We start from the raw sequence: 22785 nt of genomic DNA, 5'->3' as shown, positions 1-22785 counted from the left end.
AATCCTCTGGCGGGTATACAAACGAAAAGGCCCTGCCGATGAGGGCAGGGCCTTAGGTTTCAGGCGTAAGCCTGGCGATCAGTCGTGGCGCCAGTGGCGCTTGTGCTTGCGATGGCCATAGTGGTGGCCACGGTCGTAGTAGCGGCGATCGTCGTAGTCGCGACGGTAGCGACGCTCGTGGCGTTCGTCTTCGTCGGCCTTGTTGCCCATGTAGTTGCCCAGTGCGCCACCGGCGCCACCACCGGCGGCCGCGCCGATGTAGCTGCCGGTGGTGCCGCCCATGGAGCGACCCACCACGTTGCCGCCTGCTGCACCCAGCGCGCCACCGATGGCGGCCTCGCCGCGCTGGCGCTTGTCGGCGCCCAACGCACCGCCGGCCGCGCCGCCCAGGCCGGCACCGATGGCGCCGCCGGTGCTACCGCCGATGGAGTTGCCCACCACGGAGCCCAGTACCCCACCCAATGCGCCGCCAATGCCGGCTTCGGTGGTGCCGCCTGCCATGGCAACGCCGCTGAGCAGACCAAAAGACAACAACAGAATCGAGGAGTACTTCTTCATCAAGAGAGCCTCAGAGGGATGACGAAGCGGAATTTGAGGCTCGCCGAGGCGGCTGGCAATCGGAATCCGACGAGTAGCACGAGTTGTACACAATTCTCTAAGTTATTGAATTATGTATGAAACTTTTGCGAATTTCGGCTGTCTGAGCTATTTGTGACGAAGCCCTGAACCATTGCGGAACAGGGCTTTTTTGTGGGCAGGTGCTCGGGATCTGCGCTTGCCCCTGTAGGAGCGCGCCTAGCCCAATCTTGCTCAGATGATGCGCCCGTCGTCCCGCGCTCGTTCCAGCTTGATGGCGATGAACTTCGACGTCGGCGTATGGCTGCCGTCGCCGATGCTTTCCAGCGGCACCAGCGGGTTTACCTCGGGGTAGTAGGCCGCCGCCTGGCCGGCGGGAATATCGAACGCCAGCAGGGTGAAGCCCTGCACCCGGCGTACATGGTCATCGCCCCACAGCGACACGATGTCGACTTTCTGCCCCGGTTGGAAGCCCAGGCGGATGATGTCGGCTTCGTTGACGAACAGCACGTCGCGCTGGCCGCGCACGCCGCGGTAGCGGTCGTCCATGCCATAGATGGTGGTGTTGTACTGATCGTGCGAACGCATCGACTGCATGATCAGGTCCGGCACCTGGCCGCTGGCGCGCACGCGTTCGTCGAGCAGGCTGTCGGGCAGCAGGTTGGCCTTGAAGTTGGCACGGCCGCTGGCGGTCTTCCACTGGCGGCTGCCGGCGCTGTTGCCCAGGTAGAAGCCGCCGGGCAGGCGCAGGCGTTCATTGAAGTCGGCAAAGCCGGGAATGGTGTCGGCGATCAGGTCGCGGATGCGGTCGTAGTCGGCCACCAACCAGTGCCAGTCCACCGGTTGCTTGCCCAGGGTGGCGGCGGCGATACCGGCGACCACGGCCGGCTCCGAGCGCATCTGCCGCGACAGCGGCTTGAGCTGGCCGTTGGAGGCGTGGACCATGCTGAACGAGTCCTCCACCGTTACCGCCTGCGGGCCTTCGCCCTGCAGGTCGATATCGGTACGGCCCAGGCACGGCAGGATCAGCGCCTGCTTGCCGTGGATCAGGTGGCTGCGGTTGAGCTTGGTGCTGATGTGCACGGTCAATTCGCAATTGCGCAGCGCCTGCGCGGTGCGTTCGGTGTCCGGCGTGGCCTGGGCGAAGTTGCCGCCCAGACCGATGAACACCTTGGCTCGGCCGTCGAGCATGGCGTGGATCGCCTCGACGGTGTTGTGGCCGTTGTGGCGCGGCACCGGGAAGCCGAAGCGCTTTTCGAGGGCGTCGAGCAGGAACACCGGCGGGCGTTCGTTGATGCCCATGGTGCGGTCGCCCTGCACGTTGCTGTGGCCGCGCACCGGGCACAGGCCGGCGCCCGGCACGCCGAGGTTGCCGCGCAGCAGCATCAGGTTGACGATTTCCTGGATGGTCGGCACCGAATGGCGGTGCTGGGTGATGCCCATGGCCCAGCACATGATCACCCGTTTGCCCTTGCAGTACATGCGCGCCGACAGTTCTATGTCGGCGAGGGTCAGGCCCGATTGCGCCTGAATCTGCTCCCACGAAGTGGCATCGACCACCGCCAGGTACTCGTCCACGCCATGGCCGTGCTCGGCGATGAAGGCGTGGTCGAAGATCGCCGGCTCGCCCTTGGCCTGGGCTTCACGCTCCCACTGCAGCAGGAACTTGGCCATGCCGCGCAGCAGCGCCATGTCGCCGCCCAGGGCCGGTCGGAAGAATGCCGTGTTGGTCGGGCGGTCAGTGTTGGTCAGCATTTCCAGCGGGTTCTGCGGATGCTGGAAGCGCTCCAGGCCACGCTCCTTGAGCGGGTTGACACAGACCACCTGGGCGCCGCGTTTGACCGCGTCACGCAGCGGGTCGAGCATGCGCGGGTGGTTGGTGCCAGGGTTCTGGCCCCAGACGAAGATCGCGTCGGCGTGCTCGAAGTCGTCGTAGGTGACCGTGCCCTTGCCCACGCCGACGCTCTGGCCCAGGGCCACGCCGCTGGCTTCGTGGCACATGTTCGAGCAGTCGGGGAAGTTGTTGGTGCCGTAGGCGCGCACGAACAGCTGGTACAGGTACGCCGCCTCGTTGCTGGCCCGGCCGGAGGTATAGAACTCCGCCTGGTCAGGGCTGGACAGGTTGTTCAGGTGCCGGGCGATCAGGGCGAATGCCGCGTCCCAGTCGATCGGGCGGTAACGGTCGGTGACCGGGTCGTAGACCATCGGCTCGGTCAGGCGGCCCTGGTATTCGAGCCAGTAGTCGCTCTGTTCGAGCAGCGCGCTGACGCTGTAGCGGGCGAAGAACGCCGCATCGACGCGGCGCTTGGTGGCCTCCCAGTTGACCGCCTTGGCGCCGTTCTCGCAGAACTTGACCATGCCGCTCTCGGGCGAGTCACCCCAGGCGCACCCAGGGCAGTCGAAACCGCCGTTCTGGTTGGTCTTGAGCAGGGCGCGGATGTTCTTCAGGGCGTTGTCGCTGCCCACCCAGGCCTTGGCCACGCTGCGCAGCGCCCCCCAACCGCCGGCGGGGCCGGGGTAGGGCTTGTAGCGAGGGGTGGAGGCGGGGGCGTTGTCTGGCAGTTTTTCGTAGGAGGTCACGGCTGTTGCTACTCCGCCGCTGGGCTGAACACCCGCGGTGCGCTGTGTTTGGGCAGATGTATGAGGTTGAGGTTGTGCTTGCGCGCCCATTGCAGGGCCAGGCCCGTGGGTGCCGAGAGGCTGACCAGGGTCTGGATGCCGGCGCGAAGGACTTTCTGGATCAGCTCCAGGCTGCAGCGGCTGGTGACGATGGCCAGGCCGCCTGCGGTGTCGATGCGCTGGCGCAGCAGGGCGCCGATCAGCTTGTCCAGGGCGTTGTGCCGGCCGATGTCTTCGCGGCCCAGCAGCAACTGGCCTTCGCGATCCATGAACAGCGCAGCGTGTACCGCGCCACAATGCTGGCCAAGGGGCTGGAGGGCATTGATGCGCTGGCGCAAGTCTTTCAGCCAGTGCGCGGGCGGCAGCGGCGCCCCGGGCAGCACGTCCAGCTCGGGCAAAGCCTGCTCCAGGGCCTCGACGCCGCACAGGCCGCAGCCGCTGGTGCCGGCCAGTTGACGGCGCTGGTTCTTCAGGTTCCAGAAGGCACGGCTGGAGATCTCCAGGTCGGCATACAGCGCTGAACCGCTGCCGGAGAGCTTCACATCGTAGATTTCCTCGGTACCGGCGACGATGCCGCTGCCCACGCTGAAACCGACGGCGAAGTCTTCCAGGTCGGTCGGGCTGACCAGCATCACCGCCTGGTTCAGGCCGTTGTAGACGATGGCCAGCGCTACTTCCTCGGCCAGCGGGGTGCTGTCGTGGGCCGTGTCGGTTAGCTGGACGTAGTCATAGGTGTTGCTGGCGGCGGGCAGGGCAAGAGGCGTGGACGCCGCGCAGACCGGTGGCTTGCTGTTCATCGGGGCGAATACCGGCTGGCAGTTTGACCCCACAAGCCTAGGCCCCTGTGCCGATGGCGTCTAATCGCTAGCGTCTATGTCGTGATAGAGCGCGTCGATTGGTCGCAGCGGGGCGGGATGGATGATCCTGGCCTAGACTCCTGCTTCCATGGATTCACCATCAAAGGAGCGCCACATGAGCCTGTTCAGTTTCGTGAAGGAAGCCGGCGAGAAGTTGATCGACCTGCTGACGCCGGGCAATGCCAATGCCGAGGAACAGTTGAAGAAGCATGTCCAGGACGTGGGTCTGGGCAACCCGAACATCTCGGCCACTGTAGAGGGTGACAAGGTCATTCTCAAGGGTGAGGTTGCCAGCCAGGAGGAGAAGGAGAAGATCATCCTGGCTGCCGGCAATATCGCAGGGGTGGCCTCGGTGGATGACCAGATCACCGTCACCGGCCCGGTGGCCCAGGCTGCCCGGTTCGTTGAGGTCGAGAAAGGTGACACCCTCAGTGCCATTTCCAAGCGGGTCTATGGTGATGCCAACAAGTACCAGAAGATCTTCGAGGCGAACAAACCGATGCTGAAGGACCCCAACAAGATCTATCCAGGGCAGGTGCTGCGTATTCCTGATTGATCACATCTTGGGGCAAGCCCGCTCCCACGCTGGTGGGCGCGGGCCTATAGCCCCGCCAGCAACGCCCGATAGTCCTCAACAGCGGCAAACTCCTGTGTGTCCCTCGGCCCGGCCTGACTGTCAGGCTGGCGTACAGCCAGCAGGTGCCCAACACCAAATCGCCGGGCACTGCGCAGAATCGCCAAAGTGTCATCGATGAACAGGCTGCGCGCCGGTTCAAAACCGATGTCCGCCTGCAAGGCATCCCAGAACTGCGGACTCTCCTTCGGATAGCCGTAGTCATGTGAGCTGATCAGCCGTTCGAAATACGGCGCCAGTTCCACCCGCTCCAGTTTCAGCGACAGCGAGTCGCGGTGCGCATTGGTGATCATCACCACCCGCTTGCCCGCCTTGCGCACGGCTGCCAGGAAAGTGTCGGCATCCGGCTTGAGGGCGATGAGGTCGGCGATCTCCTGTTTCAGCTCGCGGATCGGCAGGCGCAGTTCACGGCTCCAGAAATCCAGGCAGTACCAGTTGAGCGTGCCGGCATGCCGCTCGAACAGCGGGTGCAGCTCGAGCTCGGCCATGGCCCGGCTCACGCCATGCAGCTCGGCGTAGCGCTGGGGCAGGTGGTCCAGCCAAAAGCGGTTGTCGTAGTGCAGGTCGAGCAGAGTACCGTCCATGTCCAGCAGGACGGTATCGATGGCGGACCAGGGAAGAACGGGCATGGGAAATTCTCGATCAGTCGGCTAGCCACGGTATAGTAACCCGTTCACGCCAAGGAGCCGCCCCATGCGCCAGAAACCCACCGTTCTCAGCCGCGAGATCGTCGCCAGCAGCCGCCTGTTCCGGGTCGAAGCCGTGCAGTTGCGCTTTTCCAACGGCACCGAGCGCACCTACGAGCGATTGGTCGGCCGTGGCAACGGTTATGGCGCGGTGATGATCGTGGCCATGCTCGATACCGAGCACGCGGTGCTGGTCGAGGAATATTGCGGCGGCACCGATGAGTACGAGCTGTCCCTGCCCAAGGGTCTGATCGAGCCGGGCGAGGACGTGCTGGCTGCCGCCGACCGGGAGCTCAAGGAAGAGGCTGGGTTCGGCGCGCGCCAGCTGGAGCACCTCACCGAGCTGTCGCTGTCGCCCGGCTACATGAGCCAGAAGATCCAGGTGGTGCTGGCCTCGGACCTGTACGAAGAGCGCCTGGAGGGCGACGAGCCCGAGCCGATGCGGGTCGACAAGGTCAACCTGCGTGAGCTTTCGGCGTTGGCCATGCACCCGCAGTTCACCGAAGGTCGGGCGCTGGCGGCGTTGTACCTGGCCCGCGACCTGCTGATCCAGCGTGGGGTATTGAGCGTATGAACGATCGGCAGTTGATGCAGGACGTGGTGGCGCTCGCCCGCGTGGCCGGCGAGGCGATCCTGCCGTTCTGGCGCGCCGATGTGGCGGTGACCAGCAAGGCCGACGATTCGCCGGTGACTGCTGCCGACCTGGCGGCTCATCGGGTGATCGCGGATGGTTTGCAAGCGCTGGCACCGCAGATACCGGTGCTGTCCGAGGAAGACTGCGAGATCCCGCTGGCCACCCGCCAAGGCTGGCAGCGCTGGTGGCTGGTCGACCCGCTGGATGGCACCAAGGAGTTCATCGCCGGGAGCGAGGAGTTCACCGTCAATATCGCGTTGATCGAGAACGGTGAGGTGGTATTCGGGGCGGTGGCAATGCCGACCAATGGCCGCTGCTATTTCGGTGGCCGCGACCTGGGGGCCTGGCGTATAGAGCCTGAGGGTGTCGCGCAGCCGATCCAGGTGCGCAACGCGCCGGCGCAGGGGGCGAAGTTCACCGTCGTCGCCAGCCGCCGGCATTCCAGCCCGCAACAGGAGGCCCTGCTGGCCGGGCTGAGTGGCGCAGTGGGTGAGCTGGAACTGGCCAATATCGGCAGTTCACTGAAGTTCTGCCTGCTGGCCGAAGGCAGCGCCGACTGTTATCCGCGCTTGGCGCCGACTTCTCAGTGGGATACCGCAGCTGCGCAGGGCGTGCTGGAAGGGGCCGGGGGCGAGGTGATCGGGCTGGATGGGTTGCCGTTCCGGTATCCGGCGCGGGAGTCGTTGCTCAATCCGTTTTTCCTGGCGTTGCCCAAGGCTGCCGGCTGGCGGCAGGCGCTGGTCGAGCTGGCAGGCGCGATCCGAGTTTGAGATAGCCGCGGGCTGCTTTGCAGCCCATCGCGACACAAGGCCGCTCCACAGGAGATCACGTTTCCCTGTACGAGCGGCCTTGCCGAGGCGTCGGACCGGTCGGAAAGGGGTGTGAAGCGCTCCCAAGCCTTCAGCGATGCAAAACGTACTGGCCACTGAATTTCACGGCAGGCTCGTCGTTCCCCTCGTTGCTCACCACCGTCTCCAGTGTCAGCCGCGCCCGCCCGCGACGCTGGTACATCGTCAGGAACCGCGCCCAGGTTCTCTCGTCCGGCGCCGGGCACTGTGCCACCGCTGTGCCGGTCACCGGCAGCGGATAACTGATCTGCCCTTCCTGGATGACGATATGCCCGTCATCGATCCCCATCTCGCGCAGGCGCAGGTGCAGCCAGCCCCAGCCGACCAGCACCGCGCCGCAGTACAAGCTGCCGCCGAACATGGTGCTCTTGTGGTTGACGTTGGGCGCCAGCGGCAGCTTCAGGCGCAGGCAATGCTGTTGCCAATCGAGGACTTCCATCCCCATGTCGCGGGTCAACGGAATATCACTGTGCAATACCGTTTGCAGGTACTGGCTGTCGGTGCTCATGGACGGTTTTCCTCCTGGTCGTCGTGCCCGCCACCGCCGTCGAAGCTCAGGCCGTGCTTGCGTAGTTTGTCATGCAGGGTCTTGCGCGGGATGCCGAGGGCCTCGGCGAGGCTGCGCATCGAGTTGTGCGGTTGGCCCAGTTCGGCGGCGATCAGCGAGCGTTCGAACTGCTCGACCTGTTCGCTGAGATTGCCGGTCGGCACGGCCACCTGGATGTCAGGGGGCGCCATGGGCACCTGGCCATCGAGGGCCAGCTCCAGGCCCAGGGCGAAGCGTTCGGCGGCGTTCTGCAGCTCGCGCACATTGCCCGGCCAGTCGTGGCGCAGGAGCATGGCGCGCTGCGCCGGTTGCAGGCTGTGGGGCGGCAGGCCGTGGCGCTCGCTGGCGGCGTCGGCGAAGTGCTGGAACAGCACGAGGATGTCGTCGCCGCGCTCGCGCAACGCGGGGATGCGCAGCGGCGCGACATTGAGGCGGTAGTACAGGTCGGCGCGGAAGCGGCCCTGGTCGGCGGCCTGGCGCAGGTCTTCCTTGGTCGCGGCGATGATGCGGATATCCAGCGGGATCAGTTGGTTGCCGCCCAGGCGTTCGACCACCCGTTCCTGCAGCAGGCGCAGCAGCTTGACCTGCACGTCCAGGCTCATGCTCTCTATCTCGTCGAGGAACAGCGTGCCGCCGTTGGCGAACTCGAACTTGCCGATCCGGCGTTTCTGCGCGCCGGTGAACGCCCCGGGCTCGTGGCCGAACAGCTCGCTCTCGACCACAGACTCGGCCAGGGCGCCGGCGTTGATCGCCACGAACGGGCCGTCGCGGCGGCTCGACAGGTCGTGCAGGGCACGGGCCACCACCTCCTTGCCGGCGCCGGTCTCACCGAGGATCAACACGTCGGCGCGGGTGCCGGCGAGGGCGCCGATCTGCTCGCGCAGGCGCTGCATGCCCGGCGACTGGCCGACCAGGCGCGTGGCCAATTGCTGGCGGTCGCTCAGGGCCAGGCGCAGGCTGCGGTTGTCCAGCACCAGGCGGCGCAGGGCCAGGGCGCGGCGCACGCTGTCGAGCAGGGCGTCGCTGGCGAAGGGTTTTTCGAGGAAGTCGTAGGCCCCGGCGCGCATGGCCTGCACCGCCAGCGGCACATCGCCGTGGCCGGTGATCAGCAGCACCGGCAGTTCACTGTCGCGGGCATGCAGTTGTTCCAGCAGTTGCAGGCCGTCGATGCCGGGCATGCGGATATCGCTGACCACCACTCCCGGCCAGTCTTCCTCGATGCGCCCGGCCAGGCCCTGGGCGTCGGCCAGGGCCACCACCTTGAGCCCGGCCAGGTCCAGGGTCTGGCTCAGGGCCTGGCGCAGGTGCGGGTCGTCGTCGACCAGGAGCACCTGGGCGCGGCTGTCGATCAGTGTCTCGGTCATGCCGAGGTGTCCTCCGAAGATTGCAGGTTGGCGCCAGGCTTGGCCACGCGCAGTTTCAGCGTCAGCAGGGCACCGCCTTCCGGGTGGTTGCCCAGCAGCAGCTCACCGCCCAGTGCATGCATCAGGCTTTCGCAGATGGCCAGCCCCAGCCCAAGGCCCTGGGTGCGGGTCTTGGTGGTGAAGAACGGCTCCTTGGCATGCTCCAGGGCCTGGCGGCTGAAACCGGGGCCATTGTCGCGGATGTACAGGTAGACGCAGTCATCCTGGCGTTCGGCACTCAGCCACAGCCGGCGTGGGTTGGCCTTCTCGGTGAGGGCATCGAGGGCGTTGGCCAGCAGGTTGCCCAGCACCTGGCGCAGGCGAGTCTCGCCGGCCTGCACCCACAGGGTGGCCTCGGGCAGGTCGCGCACCAGCTCGACGGCCATGGCCCGGCGGCGCTTGGCCAGCAGCGCGAGGGCGTCGTCCAGGGCCGGTTGCAGGGCCACGCTTTCCGGTGCGTGCTGGTCGCGGCGGGCGAAGGCGCGCAGGTGGGCGATGATCGAGGCCATGCGCCCGGTCAGCTCGCCGATCAGCTTGAGGTTGCCGCGTACGTCCTCGGTGCGCTGATGATCGAGGAGGATCTCGGCATTCTCGGCGTAGCTGCGGATGGCCGCCAGCGGCTGGTTGAGCTCGTGGCTGATGCTCGCCGACATGGTGCCGAGCACCGACAGCTTGCCGGCCTGGACCAGCTCGTCCTGGGCGCGTACCAGCTCCTGCTGGGCGTTTTCGCGTTCGAGCACCGCGCTCTTGAGCCGGGTGTTGAGGCCTTCGAGGTCGGCGGTACGTTCGATCACGCGGTGCTCCAGTTCCTGGCGGGCACGGGCCTCGAAGTCGATGCGGTCGATGTAGTGGCGGCGGCGCTGCATCACCAGGCCGGCCAGGAGCATGGTCACCAGCAGCGCGCCGCCGCCGATGGCCATGACCGTCTGCACCGAGCGATCGACCAGCAGGCGCGGGGCAAGGATGCTCACCTGCCAGCCGGTTTCCTTGATGTCGCGGGTCTGGATCAGCCAGGCAGCCTGGTCGAGGGTCAGCGGCTGCGGCGCCTGGGTCGGGTAGGGCTGGATGGCGACGATGGCCTGGCGCTCGGCCGCGGTCAGCTCGCGGGTGGCGCGGAACCGCCAGTCCGGGCGCGAGGTGAGCACCACCACGCCGTTCTGGTCGGTCAGCAGCAATTGTTCCGGGGTGCGGCCCCAGAGGGTCTCGGTGTGGTCGAGGTCGACCTTGACCACCAGCACGCCGATCACCTTGTCGCGGTCGTGCACGGCGGCAGCGAAGAAGTAGCCGCGCTTGGCCGAGGTGGTGCCCTGGCCGAAGAAGCGCCCCAGGTGGCCTTCCATTGCTTCGATGAAGTAGGGGCGGAACGAGAAATTGCGGCCGACGAAACTGTCCTGCTTGTCCCAGTTGGAGGCGGCCAGGGTGTTGCCGCTGACATCCATCAGGTACATCACCTCGGCGCCGGTCTGCTGGGTGATGTGTTTGAGCAGGCGGTTGGCGTTGGTCACCGCCTCGAGACGAAACGGGTCGGCCAGCACGCCACGCAGCGCTGGCAGGTCACCGAGGATTTGCGGCAGGGTCTCGTAGCGGTGCAGGGTGCCCAGCAGGTTGGCGACGTAGAGGTCGAGGGTCTGGCGGTTCTGCGACGCCAGCTCGTCCTGGTAGTAGCGCTCGGCCAGGTGGTGCAATGGCCACAGCAGCGGGGCCAGGCACAGCGCCAGCAGGGCCAGGCTGCGCCAGCGGGGGCGGCGGGGAGGCGTGGGTCTTGGGATCATTACGATAAGGGCGCCAGTAGGGTCTGGCGCAATTATGCGCTACTTGAGGCAGTCGATGAGTGCATCGTGCCAGTGCGGTTGGCTGACCTGCCATTCGCGGGCCAGACGCGAACAGTCCAGGCGTGAGTTGAGCGGTCGCTTTGCCGGTGTAGGGTAGTCGCGGGAAGGGATCGGCAGCAGTTCGGCGCAGGGCAGGCCGCGGGCCTTGAGCTGTTCGCCGATGGCCTGGGCGAAGCCGAACCAGGAGGTTTCACCCTGGGCGGTCAGGTGGTAAGTGCCCCAGGCGCCGGCCTGGCCGCTCTGCCAGCGCTCGATCAATGCACGCGTACTGGCGGCAATGGTGGTTGCCCAGGTCGGTGCGCCGACCTGGTCGTCCACCACTTTCAGTTGAGCGCGTTGCTGAAGCAGGCGCTGCATGGTCAGCAGGAAGTTGCGTCCATGATGCGAATAGACCCAGCTGGTGCGCAGGATCAGGTGCTCCCCGGCGACAGCGGTGATGGCCAGTTCACCTGCCAGCTTGCTGCGGCCATAGACACTCAGCGGGCTGGGGGTGTCGTCTTCGTCGTAGGGGGCTGACTTGCTGCCGTCGAAGACATAGTCGGTGGAGTAGTGGATTAGCGGTGCGCCGAGCCGTGCGGCTTCTTCGGCCAGCACCCGGGGGGCTTCGGCGTTGATGGTGTAGGCTTGCCGCGTCTCGCTTTCAGCCTGGTCGACCGCGGTGTAGGCGGCGGCGTTGATGATCAGCGCCGGGGCAATCTGGCGCAGCGTGGCGCGCAGTTGTTCCGGGTGAGCCAGGTCGAGCCCGTCGCGACCGACCCGCCGCACATCGCCCAGGCCGCTTAGTGCGTCCTGAAGTGCCAGTGCGACCTGGCCATGGCGGCCACAGATGAGGATCCTCATGGGAACAGTGGCGCTTCGGCAAACGATGTGGCGGCCTGGTCCTTGGCCGACAGCAATGGTTGCAGGCCGTCCAACTGCCAGTCGATGGCCAGTTGAGGGTCGTCCCAGCGAATGCTCTGCTCGGCGTCGGGGTTGTAGTAGTCGGTGGTCTTGTAGAGCACCTCGGCCGACTCGCCCAGAACCCGGAAGCCATGGGCGAAACCGGGTGGCAGCCACAGCTGGCGGTGGTTGTCGGCGGACAGCCTCACCGCTACCCACTGCCCTAGGGTCGGCGAGCGGCCGCGGATGTCCACCGCAACGTCCAGGATCTCGCCCTGCAGCACGCGGACCAGCTTGCCCTGGGCATTTTGCAACTGGTAGTGCAGGCCGCGCAGCACACCTTGACCTGAGCGGGAGTGGTTGTCCTGGACGAACGGCGTGTCGATGCCGGTTTGCAGGGCGAAGTCGCGGGCGTTGTAGCTTTCGTAGAAGAACCCTCGGCTGTCACCGAACACCTTGGGTTCGATGATCAGGACCTCCGGGAGCGCGGTGGCAATGATGTTCATGGGTACTCTTCGGCCAGCTGGCTCAGGTATTGGCCGTAGCCGGTTTTTTGTAGTTCGCAGGCCTTGGCCAGCACCTGCTCGCGGCTGATCCAGCCCTTCTGGAAAGCGATTTCTTCTAGGCAGGCCACCTTCAGCCCTTGGCGATGTTCGAGGGTCTGCACATACTGCGAGGCCTCAAGCAGGCTGTCGTGGGTGCCGGTGTCGAGCCAGGCGAAGCCACGACCAAAGCGTTCGACGCGCAGGTCGCCGCGTGCCAGGTAGGCATTGTTGATGTCGGTGATCTCCAGTTCGCCGCGGGCTGATGGACGAATGCCCTTGGCGATGTTCACCACGTCGTTGTCATAGAAGTACAGGCCGGTCACGACGTAGCTGGACTTGGGGTGTAGGGGTTTCTCCTCGATCGACAGCGCTCGGCCATCGGCGTCGAACTCAATTACGCCGAAGCGCTCCGGGTCCTTGACCCAATAGCCGAACACCGTGGCGCCCGAGGGCTGTTGCACCGCGCGCTGCAATTGTTCGCTGAAGCCCTGGCCGTGGAAGATGTTGTCACCGAGGATCAGGCACACGGCATCGTCGCCGATGAACGATTCACCGATCAGGAACGCCTGTGCCAGCCCGTCGGGTGAGGGTTGTTCGGCATAGCTGATGCGGATCCCGAGCGGGTTGCCGTCGCCGAACAACTGGCGGTACTGCGGCAGGTCCTGAGGCGTGGAGATCAGCAGGATGTCGCGGATGCCGGCGAGCATCAGCACAGAGATCGGGTAGTAGATCATCGGCTTGTCGTAGATTGGCAGCAGCTGCTTGGAGACGCCGAGGGTGATGGGGTGCAGGCGGGTGCCGGTGCCGCCGGCCAGGACGATACCCTTGGTCATGCGATCAGGCCCTTGAAGTCGGCGTTGCCCAGGCGCTGGCCCCGATAGCTGCCGTCCTGGACCTGGCGGCACCACTCGAGGTTGGCCAGGTACCACTGCACGGTCTTGCGCAGACCCGAAGCGAAAGTCTCTTGGGGCATCCAGCCGAGATCGCGCTCGATCCTGCCGGCATCGATGGCGTAGCGCAGGTCATGGCCCGGGCGATCGCGGACGTGGGTGATCAGGTCGGCGTAGCGGGTCACGCCGGCCGGATGGTCGGGCGCCAACTCTTCCAGGAGGGTGCACAGGGCATGCACCACGTCGATGTTGCGCTGCTCGTTGTGGCCGCCGACGGTGTAGGTCTGGCCGACTTCACCCAGGGTCACGACCTGAAGCAGGGCGCGCACGTGATCCTCGACATACAGCCAGTCGCGGACCTGCCGGCCATCGCCGTACACCGCAAGCGGTTTTCCGGCCAGGGCATTGAGGATGGTCAACGGGATCAGCTTTTCGGGGAAGTGATACGGGCCGTAGTTGTTGGAACAGTTGCTGATCACTGTCGGCAGGCCATAGGTGCGGTGCCAGGCGCGCACCAGATGATCGGCTGCCGCCTTGCTCGCTGAGTAGGGGGAGCTGGGCGCGTACGGGGTGTTTTCATCGAACAGGTCGTGGGTGCCTTGCAGGTCGCCGAAGACCTCGTCGGTGGAGACATGATGGAAGCGGAACGCTCCGCGGGTCTGTTCGTTCAGTGTGCTCCAGTAGACGCGGGTGGCCTCCAGCAGGCTGTAGGTGCCGACGATGTTGGTCTGGATGAAGTCCGCAGAGTCGTCGATGGAGCGGTCGACATGCGACTCCGCGGCCAGGTGCATGATTGCGTCTGGCTGGAACCTGGCAAGCACGGCGCTGACACTCGCCTGGTCGGCGATATCGGCCTGGACGAATTCATAGCGGCTGTTGCCGGCGACTCGCAGCAGCGATTGCAAGTTGCCCGCGTAGGTCAACTTGTCGAGGTTGAGCACCTCATGATCGGTGTGATCGATCAGGTGACGAACCAGGGCCGAGCCGATGAAACCGGCGCCGCCGGTGACGAGAATGCGCATGTGCGGGTGCCTGTTTGGAAAGCGTATTGCCAGGAGCGTAGCTTGTTGGCTGGCATCGCTTGTGGCAAGTCGTGAATGCAGGACGGCCTGTCGTCTGTGCAGGGATGCCACTTGCTTATCGGCAGCCGCGATGGCGATATAGGCGACAAAAAACGAGGTTCCCGTCCATGCCCCTGAGTACCCTGATCCAGCGTTCCAGCCAGCCCGGCCCCTCCCTCGGCGAGGCCCATGCTCATGCCTTGTTGCGCTCGCATTACGATCTGCAAGGCAGCCTGCAGGCGCTAGGCAGCCAGCAGGACCTCAATTTTCGCGTGGACAGCGTTCAGGGGCGGTTTGTGCTCAAGGTCTGTCATGGCAGCTATGCGGCGATCGAACTGCAGGCGCAGCATGCGGCCCTGGCTTTTCTGCGCGGGCAAGGCGTGCCGGTGCCGGTGGTGCGCCCGGCGAACACGGGCGAGCTGCTGCTGGAACTCGAGATCGATGGCCAGCCATTGCGCGCCCGTCTGCTCGATTATATCGATGGTCAGCCTCTGACCCGCCTGGGACACCTGCCGGCGCGGGTGATGGCCGAGCTCGGCACGCTCTGCGCCGAGGTCGACAAGGCGCTGGCCGGCTTCGACCACCCGGGGCTCGAGCGTACCCTGCAGTGGGATCCACGGCACGCCTCGGTGCTGATCGAGCACCTGTTGCCGGTGTTGCAGGATGCCCAGCGTCGCGAGCAGGTGGCAAAGGTCGCACGGTTGGCGGCCGCTCGCCTGCAACCGCTGGTCGGGCAATTGCCGGTCCAGGCCGTGCACTTGGACATCACCGACGACAACGTGGTCTGGGCCCGCGACGACCAGCGCCAATGGCAGGTGCAGGGTGTCATCGACTTCGGCGACCTGCTGCGGACCTGGCGTATCGCCGATCTGTCGGTGACCTGCGCGGCCCTGCTGCACCACGCCGAGGGCGACCCGTTGCGCATCCTGCCGGCGATCAGCGCCTACCACGCGGCGAATCCGCTGCAGGAGGCGGAGCTGCGTGCCTTGTGGCCGCTGGTGCTGAACCGCGCCGCGGTGCTGGTGCTCAGCAGCGAACAGCAGCTGGCGGTCGATCCGGACAACCAGTACACCCGCGACAACATCGCCCATGAATGGGAGATCTTCGATACCGCCTGCTCCGTACCCGCCGCGTTGATGGAGGCGGCGATCCTGCACGCGGCGGGCCAGGTGCCCGTGATGCCGGACATGAGCGGTTGCGTCGCGTTGCTGCCGAGCCTTGCCGGGCAGCCGGTCGCCCGGGTCGACCTGGGCGTGCTCAGCCCCCTCTGCGAAGCGGGCAACTGGGAGCAACCGGGCTTCGACCAGCGTATGCTCGCCGCCCAGCCGGGCCCTGCGTGCAGCCTCCATGGACAGTACCGCCTGTCTCAAACCCATATCGATCAGCCTGAAGAGCCGGCCACCTGTGCCCTGGGCGTGGAGCTGAACCTGTTGCCCGGCAGCCCGCTGCAAGCTCCCGAGGCCGGTGTCTGGCAACGCATCGGAGATGGCCGCGGTTGCCTGCGGACCGCGCACTGGAGCCTGTGGCTCGCCGGCCTGGAAGAGGCGCCGGCCGATGGCCAGGCGCTGCTCAAGGGGCAGGCGCTGGGTGCGACCTGCGGCTTCCTCAGTGTGCAGCTGTGCCTGGATGCCGATACCCGCCCACCGTTCTTTGCCACGCCGTCCCACGCCGCAGCCTGGCTGGCCTTGTGCCCGTCACCGCGCTCCCTGCTGGGCTTTGACTGCGATGCCGAACCACTGGCCGACCCACAGGCCCTGCTGGCCCGACGCGATGCCAGTTTCGCCCGCTCGCAGAAGCATTACTACGCCCAGCCGCCGCACATCGAGCGCGGCTGGCGCAACTACCTGATCGACATGCAGGGCCGTTCGTACCTGGACATGCTCAACAACGTCGCGGTGCTCGGCCATGGCCATCCGCGCATGGTCGCCGAGTCGGCGCGCCAGTGGTCGCTGGTCAACACCAACTCGCGCTTCCACTACGCGGCCATTGCCGAGTTCTCCGAGCGTCTGCTGGAAGTGGCTCCGGAAGGCTTCGACCGGGTATTCCTGGTCAACAGCGGCACCGAAGCCAACGACTTGGCGATCCGCCTGGCCTGGGCCTACAGCGGCGGGCGCGACCTGCTCAGCGTGCTAGAGGCCTACCACGGCTGGTCGGTGGCCACCGACGCGATCTCCACCTCCATCGCCGACAACCCCCAGGCCCTGGAGACCCGCCCGGACTGGGTGCACCCGGTGGAGGCGCCGAACACCTTCCGCGGGCGTTACCGGGGCGCTGACAGTGCCGCCGACTACTTGCGCGATGTCGATGCCAAGCTGGCCGACCTCGACACCCGTGGCCGCCAGCTGGCCGGGATGATCTGCGAGCCGGTGTACGGCAACGCCGGGGGCATCTCGTTGCCGCCGGGCTACTTGCGCGAGGCCTATGCCAAAGTGCGACAGCGCGGCGGGGTGTGCATCGCCGACGAGGTGCAGGTCGGCTATGGGCGCCTGGGTGAGTACTTCTGGGGTTTCGAGGAGCAGGGCGTGGTACCGGATATCATCACCATGGCCAAGGGCATGGGCAACGGCCAGCCGCTGGGCGCGGTGATCACCCGGCGCGAGATCGCCGAGGCGTTGGAGGCCGAGGGCTACTTCTTCTCCTCGGCCGGGGGCAGCCCGGTCAGTTGCCGCATCGGCATGGCGGTGCTGGATGTGATGCGCGACGAAGGACTGTGGGACAACGCCCGTGACGTCGGCCGCCACTTCAAGGCACGCCTGCAGGCGTTGGTCGATAAATACCCGCTAGCTGGCGCCGCCCACGGTTCCGGGTTCTACCTGGGGCTGGAACTGGTGCGCGATCGCCAGACCCTGGAGCCGGCGACCGAGGAGACCATGATCCTGTGCGATCGCCTGCGCGAGCTGGGGATCTTCATGCAGCCGACCGGCGACTACCTGAACATCCTCAAGATCAAACCGCCGATGTGCACCACGCGGGCGAGCGTGGACTACTTTGTCGACTGCGTGGAGCGGATTCTAGGTGAGGGCTTATAAAATCGATTCTTATCGATTTTCAATGGCGCCTTATGCGAAAACGGTCTCGTGACTTGCTTTAAAAGTCGATATTTATCGGATATAAGTGTTCGCCATTGAACAGCCGGGACCGCTTTGCGGTCCTTTCGTGACGCAAGGCCGCTCCTACAGGGATAGCGTTCGACCTGTGGGAGCGGCCTTGCGTCGCGAAAGGCGCGCGTAGCGGGCCCCGGACCACCGACAGTTGCCATTAGAGGTCATCGATGAAAACGCTCAACTCGACCCCCCGCGCCGACGGTTTCCACATGCCCGCCGAATGGGCCCCGCAAACCCAGGTGTGGATGGTCTGGCCGGAGCGCCCGGACAACTGGCGCCTGGGTGGCAAGCCGGCGCAGGCCGCGCACGTGACCCTGGCCAAGGCTATCGCCCGTTTCGAGCCGGTTACCGTGGCGGTGTCCGCCGGCCAGTACGCGAACGCCCGTCGCCAGCTCGACCTGCCGAACATCCGTGTGGTCGAGATCAGCAACGACGATGCTTGGGTGCGTGACACCGGTCCGACCTTCGTCATCAACGACCACGGCGAAGTGCGTGGCGTGGACTGGGGCTTCAACGCCTGGGGCGGCTTCGACGGTGGCCTGTACGCCCCCTGGAACCGCGACGAGGAGTTGGCTGCCAAGGTCATGGAAATGGAGCGTGTGCAGCGCTACCACACCGAGGGCTTCGTGCTCGAGGGCGGTTCGATCCATGTCGACGGCGAAGGCACCCTGATCACCACCGAGGAATGCCTGCTCAACCGCAACCGCAACCCGCACCTGAACCGCGAGCAGATCGAGGAGATCCTGCGCGAGCACCTGGCGGTGGAGACCATCGTCTGGCTGCCGGATGGCCTGTACAACGACGAAACCGATGGCCACGTCGACAACTTCTGCTGTTACGTCAGCCCCGGCGAAGTGTTACTGGCCTGGACCGATGATTCCAATGACCCCAACTACGCGCGTTGCCACGCCGCCTACGAGGTGCTGAAAAACACCCGTGACGCCAAGGGGCGCGAGTTCGTGGTGCACAAGATGCCGATCCCGGGCCCGCTGTATGCCACCCAGGCAGAATGCGACGGCGTCGATCACGTGGTGGGCAGCCAGGAGCGCGATCCTTCGGTACGCCTGGCCGGTTCCTATGTGAACTTCCTGATCGTCAACGGCGGCATCATCGCCCCGAGCTTCGACGACCCGGCCGATGCGCAGGCCAGAGCGATCCTGGCCAAGGTCTTCCCGGATCACGAAGTGGTGATGATCCCGGGGCGTGAGCTGCTGCTTGGCGGTGGCAATATCCACTGCCTGACCCAGCAGCAGCCGGCGCCGGTAAAACGTTGACCGGCCAATGAATGAAAAACCCGTCGAGCGACGGGTTTTTTTATGCTCGCGATAGTCGGTCGTGCGGCATGGCACAGCAATTGTATTGATTTTTCCTCGTGCTTCAGACGAATGGGCCTACGCCAATCTGTAACGCGTCTGAAGTAACTTAGCCGCTCACTAGGCCCGGGGAGTACGTGAGGAAATGAACGCAGCAAGTGAGTCGGCTTTGCCCGCAACGGCAGCCTGTCACCAATCGCTCAGAATCCTGGCTCAGTGGTTGAAACGTCATGGAGACAATCGGGTCAGGACGACCGACCCACGACGCCTGCTGGATGGGCGATACCCTCAAGGTCTGATCAGCGAGGAAGAGCTCGAAGCTCTGCTGGCTGTCTGGCATTGATCGGGAAGGAACCCGCCGCAGAAAAAAACGCCACCGCTTTTGCGGTGGCGTTTTCGTTTTGGGGCGCGAATGGCCTGATGGGCGCTGACGATCAGAAACTGTAGGTCCCGGTCACCACCAGGCTGCGCGGATCGCCCACCTGGATCTGCGCCGCGCTCGTGGCCGAGCTGTAGTAGGTCTTGTCGGTGATGTTGCTCAGCGCCGCACGCACGTCCCAGTCGTGGGTGCGATAGCCCGCCAGCGCGTCCCAACGGCCGTAGCCCGGCAGGATCACGGTGTTCTGGTTGTCGGCGTAGCGGTCGCCGACCAGGGTCAGGCCGGTTTCGGCGTACCAGCCAAGCTCCGGCTTCCAGGTGACGAACAGGCTGGCGTTGCGCTTGGCCACATCGTTGATGCGGTTGCCTTGCTGGCCGTTGTTGTCCTTGACGATGGTCGCGTCCTGCAGGCCGATGCCGCCGCGTACATACCAGTTGCCCACGACGTTGCCGGTGGCGGTCAGCTCGATGCCGCGCGAGCGTTGCAGGCCGCTGAGCTGGATCAGGTCCGGGATGATCGGGTCGCGGGTACGGCGGTTATACAGCTCCAGTTCGTAGATCGCGAGGGTGGTGCTCAGGCGCTGGTCGAACCATTCGCTCTTGACCCCGATCTCCTTCTGCCGGGTCTGTTCCGGGTCGGTCTGGTTGGTGTTGCCGGCAGCGCCTGGGGTGATGCCGATCAGGCCGCCACCGACTGGAGAGTAGGTCTTGCTCCAGGAGGCATAGAAGGAGTGATCCTGCCAGGGCGTGTAGACCACGCCGATGCGTGGACTGAAGCTGTTGTCCTTCTGTTTTTCCGAGATGCCGCGCAGCTTGTTGGTGGTGTCCACTTCGAACTGGTCGAAGCGCACGCCGGCCAGCAGTTGCCACTGGTCGTTGAGGCGGATCTGGTCCTGCAGGTAGATACCGGTGCTCTCGACGTCGGTGTGGTTGTCGCTGAATACCCGCATCGTGCCGTTGTGCTGCTGGCTGGCTGTCGAGCCTTGCAGTGGCACCGAAGGCACACCAACGCCCTGGTGCAGCAGCGAGTTGCGGCGCTGCTCGCCCATTTCCAGGCCCACCAGCAGGGTGTGCTCGAGACCGAAGGTCTCGACGTGGCCTTCCAGTTCGACGGTGTTGTACAGGTTACGGGTGCTCAGGTCCTGCTGCCAGCGCTGGCGGTCCACCAACCCCGTGGCGGGGCGGTAGGCGGTCAGGTAGGTGTTGTCGAAGTCGCTTTCCAGGGTGAACAGACTGAAGGTGTGGCGCAGTTGCCACTGGTCGTTCAGCTCGTAGTTCAGGCGCGAGCGCAGCGATTCGGCGCGGTCGTTGATGTAGTCGCGCTGGGTGTCGCCATAAGTGGTCTTGCGGCTGACGTCGGCCGGGCGTCCGGTGAGCGGGTTGCCGGGGATGCCGCGATCGGGGGTGCGGTCATAGCGGCTGTACTCGTACTGCACCAGCCAGTTCAGTTCGGGGGTGATCTGCCAGCTCATGGACGGGGCGAACAGTTGGCGGTGGTTGCCGTCGATGCCGTCGCGGAAGCTGTTCTTGTCCTCGTTGCCCAGGTTCAGGCGCAGGCTGAGGGTGTCGCTGGGGTCGGCGCTGAGGTCGGCGTACAGGCTGCGCAGGTCCTGGCTGCCGCCCTGGGCCTCGATGGTCGAGCGGCGGCCGTGCTCCGGCGCCTTGCTCACCCGGTTGACGATGCCGCCCTGGCTGCCACGGCCATAGAGCACCGCCGCCGGGCCCTTGAGCACCTCGACCCGCTCGATGTTGTGCAGGTCGCGGGTGTACTGGCTGTCGTCGCGGATGCCGTCCAGGTAGAAGTCGTTGCTGGCGTCGAAGCCGCGGATGCGCAGGCTGTCGAAGCGGGTGTCGGCGCCGCTGCTGACGTTGGGGATACCTTCCAGCGCCTTGCCCAGGTTGCTACTGCCATAGTCCAGCACGTTGCGGGTCTTCACCGAATCGATGGCCTGCGGCACATAGCGCGCCGGGGTCGAGGTACGGGTCGCGGTGGTCACGTCCTTGACCCGCGGATTGTCCTCTTCGCGGGTGCTGTCGGCGGTCACTGAGGTTTCCGGCAGGGTCGTGGTAGTGGCACTGGCCAGGCCGACGCTGAACAGCAGCGACAGGCCCAGGGTCAGGGGGGAAAGGCGGCAGGGGGCAGGCATCGAAGGCGTCCAATGAATGGAGTGAGAAATTGGGCGCGAATGGTAATGCTTGCTATTTGCTATTGCATCGACATTTGTAAGGGGTTGTCTTTACAAGTGTTTCAAAGTGTTGCCATTCATTTGAGTGTGTTGACTTCTGGATCGGCTGTCGTACGGATGTGTCAGGTGACGGGAAGCGGGAAGGGGCATGGCCGTATGACGTTTTTATTGATTTCGCCCGCTTTCCACAAAAGAGACAAATTTGCGCTGACCCACGGCATATATGCATGGAAATGCACCAGCGCCGACCTTGTTTTTGGTTATATCAACCTGCATTTCACGTTTTTTTGACATGTCTAAGCAGGCAGGGCTAGGATTCGGGCTCTACGCCTGCTGGCCATGATCTGGCCATGCGGCTGCAAGGCCCGTTGCAGAGCATTGGCGGGCCTTTCGGCTTGGATCCGCATAGCGTCGAACCTACGAAGGGGCGTTGGTTCCTGGCGTTCTAATGCAGAGCGTTTTTGAATACGAAATAAGGAAAACAACATGTTGAAAACCAGGATCAGCCTGGTCGCCCTGGCGATGATCGCCGCGACCCAGGCACAGGCCAATGAGCAGGCCGAAAGCAAGGGCTTCATCGAGGACAGCCACGCCAACGTCCTGCTGCGCAACGCGTTCATCAACCGTGACAAGAAGCACCACACCAACGACCAGTCCCAGTGGGGCCAGGGCGTCATCGCCAACTTCTCCTCCGGCTTCACCCAGGGCACCGTTGGTGTCGGTGTCGACGCGTTCGGTCTGTACGCCCTGCGCCTGGATGGCGGCAAAGGCCGTAACGGCGGTGGCGGTATCGATTTCTTCAAGCGTGAAAACACGGTCAACGAGCGTGAACGCAGCGATGCTGCCAATGACCTCGCCCGCGCCGGTGCGGCGATCAAATTCCGCGTCTCCAACACCGTGCTCAAGTACGGTGACCAGATGCCGGCCCTGCCGGTCCTGCAGTACGACGATTCGCGCCTGTTGCCAGAAAGCTTCAGCGGGACTTCGATCACCTCCAAAGAGATCAAAGGCCTGGAGCTGAACGCTGGGCGTTTCACCAGCGAAGTGCAAAAGAGCGCCCAAGGTCACGACAGTGGTCGTTTGAAGGCAATCAACGTACTGGGCGGTAGCTACAAGTTCACTGACAACTTCACCGCGTCGCTGTACACCGCCGACAACGAAGACGTGATGAAAAAGCACTACCTGGGCATGAACTACGTCTACCCGATCGCGGCAGACCAGTCCCTGACCTTGGACTTCAATGGCTATAAGTCCAAGCTCGACAAGAAGTTCATCGAAAAATGGGGCATGCGTGAGGGCGATCAGGACAACACTATCTGGAGCCTGGCGGCTACCTATGCGTACGGTCCTCACTCGGTAACCATCGCGCACCAACGCAGTACTGGCGATACCGGCTACAACTACGGCGGTTACCAGCGTGATGGCGGCTTCGGCGATGGTGGTTCGACCATTTACCTGGCCAACTCCTACTGGTCCGACTTCAACGCAGAAGACGAGCGCTCCTGGCAGATCGGCTACGGCCTGGACTTTGGCGCATTCGGCGTCCCTGGCCTGACCTACAAAGTTGCCTACGTGCGTGGTGACAACATCAACACCCACGGCAATGGTGAAGGTAAAGAGCGCGAAATCTTCAACCAGCTGCGTTACGTCGTACAAGAAGGCCCGGCCAAGGACCTGTCGGTCAAGCTGCGTAGCTCCTTCCTGCGTACTTCGCGCAACGTCGCCGACTTCTACATGGATGACGGCAACGAAGTCCGCGTATTCGTCGAGTACCCGATCAGCATCTTCTGATC

The 22785-nt window shown here is 64.8% G+C and carries 18 protein-coding genes; 6 read left to right on the top strand and 12 right to left on the bottom strand.

The genetic code is table 11. From position 1 onward, the window contains the following. Positions 1–78: 78 nt before the first annotated feature. From AC25M7_RS17205 to fdhD, 3 genes are all read right to left on the bottom strand, one after another. Positions 79–558 carry a glycine zipper domain-containing protein gene (locus AC25M7_RS17205; RefSeq protein WP_028689199.1) on the bottom strand — a complete coding sequence of 160 codons (480 nt, stop codon included), beginning with the start codon at positions 556–558 and terminating at the stop codon, positions 79–81. Between the two features lie 252 nt (positions 559–810). Beyond that, the gene (locus AC25M7_RS17200) at positions 811–3156 is read right to left on the bottom strand and encodes an FdhF/YdeP family oxidoreductase (RefSeq protein ID WP_280092214.1); all 2346 of its coding nucleotides are present in this window, start codon (positions 3154–3156) and stop codon (positions 811–813) included. Between the two features lie 8 nt (positions 3157–3164). Then, positions 3165–3992, bottom strand: a complete 828-nt coding sequence (gene fdhD / locus AC25M7_RS17195) for a formate dehydrogenase accessory sulfurtransferase FdhD (protein ID WP_486971306.1) — start codon at positions 3990–3992, stop codon at positions 3165–3167. Between the two features lie 175 nt (positions 3993–4167). Here fdhD and lysM point away from each other — a divergent pair, with 175 nt between their 5' ends. Continuing rightward, positions 4168–4608 carry a peptidoglycan-binding protein LysM gene (lysM, locus tag AC25M7_RS17190; protein WP_028689196.1) on the top strand — a complete coding sequence of 147 codons (441 nt, stop codon included), beginning with the start codon at positions 4168–4170 and terminating at the stop codon, positions 4606–4608. Positions 4609–4652: 44 nt separating this feature from the next. On the opposite strand, the gene yrfG is transcribed toward lysM, so the two are convergent. Beyond that, positions 4653–5315 carry a GMP/IMP nucleotidase gene (gene yrfG, locus AC25M7_RS17185; RefSeq protein ID WP_036985805.1) on the bottom strand — a complete coding sequence of 221 codons (663 nt, stop codon included), beginning with the start codon at positions 5313–5315 and terminating at the stop codon, positions 4653–4655. Positions 5316–5379: 64 nt separating this feature from the next. Here yrfG and nudE point away from each other — a divergent pair, with 64 nt between their 5' ends. Beyond that, positions 5380–5946 carry an ADP compounds hydrolase NudE gene (gene nudE, locus AC25M7_RS17180; RefSeq protein WP_028689194.1) on the top strand — a complete coding sequence of 189 codons (567 nt, stop codon included), beginning with the start codon at positions 5380–5382 and terminating at the stop codon, positions 5944–5946. After that, on the top strand, positions 5943–6776 hold the full coding sequence (gene cysQ / locus AC25M7_RS17175) for a 3'(2'),5'-bisphosphate nucleotidase CysQ (protein ID WP_486971305.1): 834 nt from the start codon (positions 5943–5945) through the stop codon (positions 6774–6776). The genes nudE and cysQ overlap by 4 nt, the downstream gene beginning before the upstream one ends. Positions 6777–6906: 130 nt before the next feature. Here cysQ and AC25M7_RS17170 read toward each other — a convergent pair whose 3' ends face one another. Genes AC25M7_RS17170 through rfbB form a run of 7 tightly spaced genes read right to left on the bottom strand, consistent with a single transcriptional unit; the run spans position 6907 to position 13972 of the window. Continuing rightward, positions 6907–7362: a thioesterase domain-containing protein gene (locus tag AC25M7_RS17170; protein WP_062362717.1), complete on the bottom strand. Its 456-nt coding sequence runs from the start codon at positions 7360–7362 to the stop codon at positions 6907–6909. Beyond that, on the bottom strand, positions 7359–8765 hold the full coding sequence (locus AC25M7_RS17165; protein WP_028689191.1) for a sigma-54-dependent transcriptional regulator: 1407 nt from the start codon (positions 8763–8765) through the stop codon (positions 7359–7361). Before AC25M7_RS17165 ends, AC25M7_RS17170 begins: the two co-directional genes overlap by 4 nt. Further along, positions 8762–10576 carry a sensor histidine kinase gene (locus tag AC25M7_RS17160; protein ID WP_062362721.1) on the bottom strand — a complete coding sequence of 605 codons (1815 nt, stop codon included), beginning with the start codon at positions 10574–10576 and terminating at the stop codon, positions 8762–8764. The genes AC25M7_RS17165 and AC25M7_RS17160 overlap by 4 nt, the downstream gene beginning before the upstream one ends. A 39-nt stretch (positions 10577–10615) precedes the next feature. Next, on the bottom strand, positions 10616–11476 hold the full coding sequence (gene rfbD / locus AC25M7_RS17155) for a dTDP-4-dehydrorhamnose reductase (protein WP_486971304.1): 861 nt from the start codon (positions 11474–11476) through the stop codon (positions 10616–10618). Beyond that, entirely contained in the window at positions 11473–12021 is a 549-nt protein-coding gene (gene rfbC / locus AC25M7_RS17150; RefSeq protein WP_069016504.1) for a dTDP-4-dehydrorhamnose 3,5-epimerase, read from the bottom strand. The genes rfbD and rfbC overlap by 4 nt, the downstream gene beginning before the upstream one ends. Then, positions 12018–12893, bottom strand: a complete 876-nt coding sequence (rfbA, locus tag AC25M7_RS17145) for a glucose-1-phosphate thymidylyltransferase RfbA (protein WP_247283775.1) — start codon at positions 12891–12893, stop codon at positions 12018–12020. Before rfbA ends, rfbC begins: the two co-directional genes overlap by 4 nt. Then, positions 12890–13972 (bottom strand): dTDP-glucose 4,6-dehydratase, encoded by a 1083-nt coding sequence (gene rfbB, locus AC25M7_RS17140; RefSeq protein ID WP_247283774.1) that lies wholly within the window; start codon positions 13970–13972, stop codon positions 12890–12892. Before rfbB ends, rfbA begins: the two co-directional genes overlap by 4 nt. A 167-nt stretch (positions 13973–14139) precedes the next feature. Here rfbB and AC25M7_RS17135 point away from each other — a divergent pair, with 167 nt between their 5' ends. After that, on the top strand, positions 14140–17040 hold the full coding sequence (locus tag AC25M7_RS17135; protein ID WP_486971303.1) for an aminotransferase: 2901 nt from the start codon (positions 14140–14142) through the stop codon (positions 17038–17040). Between the two features lie 242 nt (positions 17041–17282). Then, positions 17283–18389: an agmatine deiminase gene (gene aguA, locus AC25M7_RS17130; RefSeq protein ID WP_028689184.1), complete on the top strand. Its 1107-nt coding sequence runs from the start codon at positions 17283–17285 to the stop codon at positions 18387–18389. A 473-nt stretch (positions 18390–18862) separates the two neighbouring features. On the opposite strand, the gene AC25M7_RS17125 is transcribed toward aguA, so the two are convergent. Next, positions 18863–20953, bottom strand: coding sequence for a TonB-dependent receptor (locus tag AC25M7_RS17125; RefSeq protein WP_486971302.1), 2091 nt, complete (start codon positions 20951–20953; stop codon positions 18863–18865). 525 nt (positions 20954–21478) lie between these two features. Here AC25M7_RS17125 and AC25M7_RS17120 point away from each other — a divergent pair. Continuing rightward, positions 21479–22783 carry an OprD family porin gene (locus tag AC25M7_RS17120; protein WP_050703354.1) on the top strand — a complete coding sequence of 435 codons (1305 nt, stop codon included), beginning with the start codon at positions 21479–21481 and terminating at the stop codon, positions 22781–22783. Positions 22784–22785: the final 2 nt, after the last annotated feature.

This window comes from Pseudomonas sp. P106(2024) (assembly GCF_057480815.1).
The sequence above is the reverse complement of the archived record's forward strand: the minus strand, read 5'-3'. Positions and strand labels throughout refer to the sequence as shown.

Coding starts and splice junctions, on each gene's coding strand:
- AC25M7_RS17205 (WP_028689199.1), bottom strand. CDS start 558: ATGAAGAAGTACTCCTCGATTCTGTTGTTGTCTTTTGGTCTGCTCAGC.
- fdhD (WP_486971306.1), bottom strand. CDS start 3,992: ATGAACAGCAAGCCACCGGTCTGCGCGGCGTCCACGCCTCTTGCCCTG.
- lysM (WP_028689196.1), top strand. CDS start 4,168: ATGAGCCTGTTCAGTTTCGTGAAGGAAGCCGGCGAGAAGTTGATCGAC.
- yrfG (WP_036985805.1), bottom strand. CDS start 5,315: ATGCCCGTTCTTCCCTGGTCCGCCATCGATACCGTCCTGCTGGACATG.
- nudE (WP_028689194.1), top strand. CDS start 5,380: ATGCGCCAGAAACCCACCGTTCTCAGCCGCGAGATCGTCGCCAGCAGC.
- cysQ (WP_486971305.1), top strand. CDS start 5,943: ATGAACGATCGGCAGTTGATGCAGGACGTGGTGGCGCTCGCCCGCGTG.
- AC25M7_RS17170 (WP_062362717.1), bottom strand. CDS start 7,362: ATGAGCACCGACAGCCAGTACCTGCAAACGGTATTGCACAGTGATATT.
- AC25M7_RS17165 (WP_028689191.1), bottom strand. CDS start 8,765: ATGACCGAGACACTGATCGACAGCCGCGCCCAGGTGCTCCTGGTCGAC.
- AC25M7_RS17160 (WP_062362721.1), bottom strand. CDS start 10,576: ATGATCCCAAGACCCACGCCTCCCCGCCGCCCCCGCTGGCGCAGCCTG.
- rfbD (WP_486971304.1), bottom strand. CDS start 11,476: ATGAGGATCCTCATCTGTGGCCGCCATGGCCAGGTCGCACTGGCACTT.
- rfbC (WP_069016504.1), bottom strand. CDS start 12,021: ATGAACATCATTGCCACCGCGCTCCCGGAGGTCCTGATCATCGAACCC.
- rfbA (WP_247283775.1), bottom strand. CDS start 12,893: ATGACCAAGGGTATCGTCCTGGCCGGCGGCACCGGCACCCGCCTGCAC.
- rfbB (WP_247283774.1), bottom strand. CDS start 13,972: ATGCGCATTCTCGTCACCGGCGGCGCCGGTTTCATCGGCTCGGCCCTG.
- AC25M7_RS17135 (WP_486971303.1), top strand. CDS start 14,140: ATGCCCCTGAGTACCCTGATCCAGCGTTCCAGCCAGCCCGGCCCCTCC.
- aguA (WP_028689184.1), top strand. CDS start 17,283: ATGAAAACGCTCAACTCGACCCCCCGCGCCGACGGTTTCCACATGCCC.
- AC25M7_RS17125 (WP_486971302.1), bottom strand. CDS start 20,953: ATGCCTGCCCCCTGCCGCCTTTCCCCCCTGACCCTGGGCCTGTCGCTG.
- AC25M7_RS17120 (WP_050703354.1), top strand. CDS start 21,479: ATGTTGAAAACCAGGATCAGCCTGGTCGCCCTGGCGATGATCGCCGCG.